This window comes from Pseudomonas sp. 65/3-MNA-CIBAN-0223 (assembly GCF_040310425.1).
Taxonomy (GTDB): domain Bacteria; phylum Pseudomonadota; class Gammaproteobacteria; order Pseudomonadales; family Pseudomonadaceae; genus Aquipseudomonas; species Aquipseudomonas gregormendelii.
Genome location: NZ_JBEOPV010000202.1, coordinates 1 through 262, shown reverse-complemented (window position 1 = coordinate 262; position 262 = coordinate 1). Strand labels below are relative to the sequence as shown.

1 protein-coding gene is annotated in these 262 nt (G+C 66.0%); it reads right to left on the bottom strand.

Translation table 11 applies throughout. The features are described 5' to 3' along the window. Positions 1 to 262: ATP-binding protein (locus AAEZ09_RS28565; RefSeq protein WP_350601706.1), on the bottom strand; the 262-nt coding region annotated here is incomplete at both ends.

Sequence of the window (262 nt, the reverse complement as noted above, 5' to 3'; positions counted from 1 at the left end):
GCTGTGGCTCACCGCGCTTGACCGCTGGACGAGGTTGGCTGAGCGCGCGGGCGACCGGTACGGTAACGCTGAACACGCTGCCTTTGCCCGGCCAGGAGCGCACTTCCAGCGGGTGTTCGAGGACATGGCAGAGACCGTCGGCGATCGCCAGGCCCAAGCCCAAGCCCTTTTCGGCGCGGGTCTGATGGCTGTCCAGGCGCTTGAACTCCTCGAAGATCACCTTCAGTTTGTCGTGGGGTATGCCAGGCCCGCGGTCCCACAC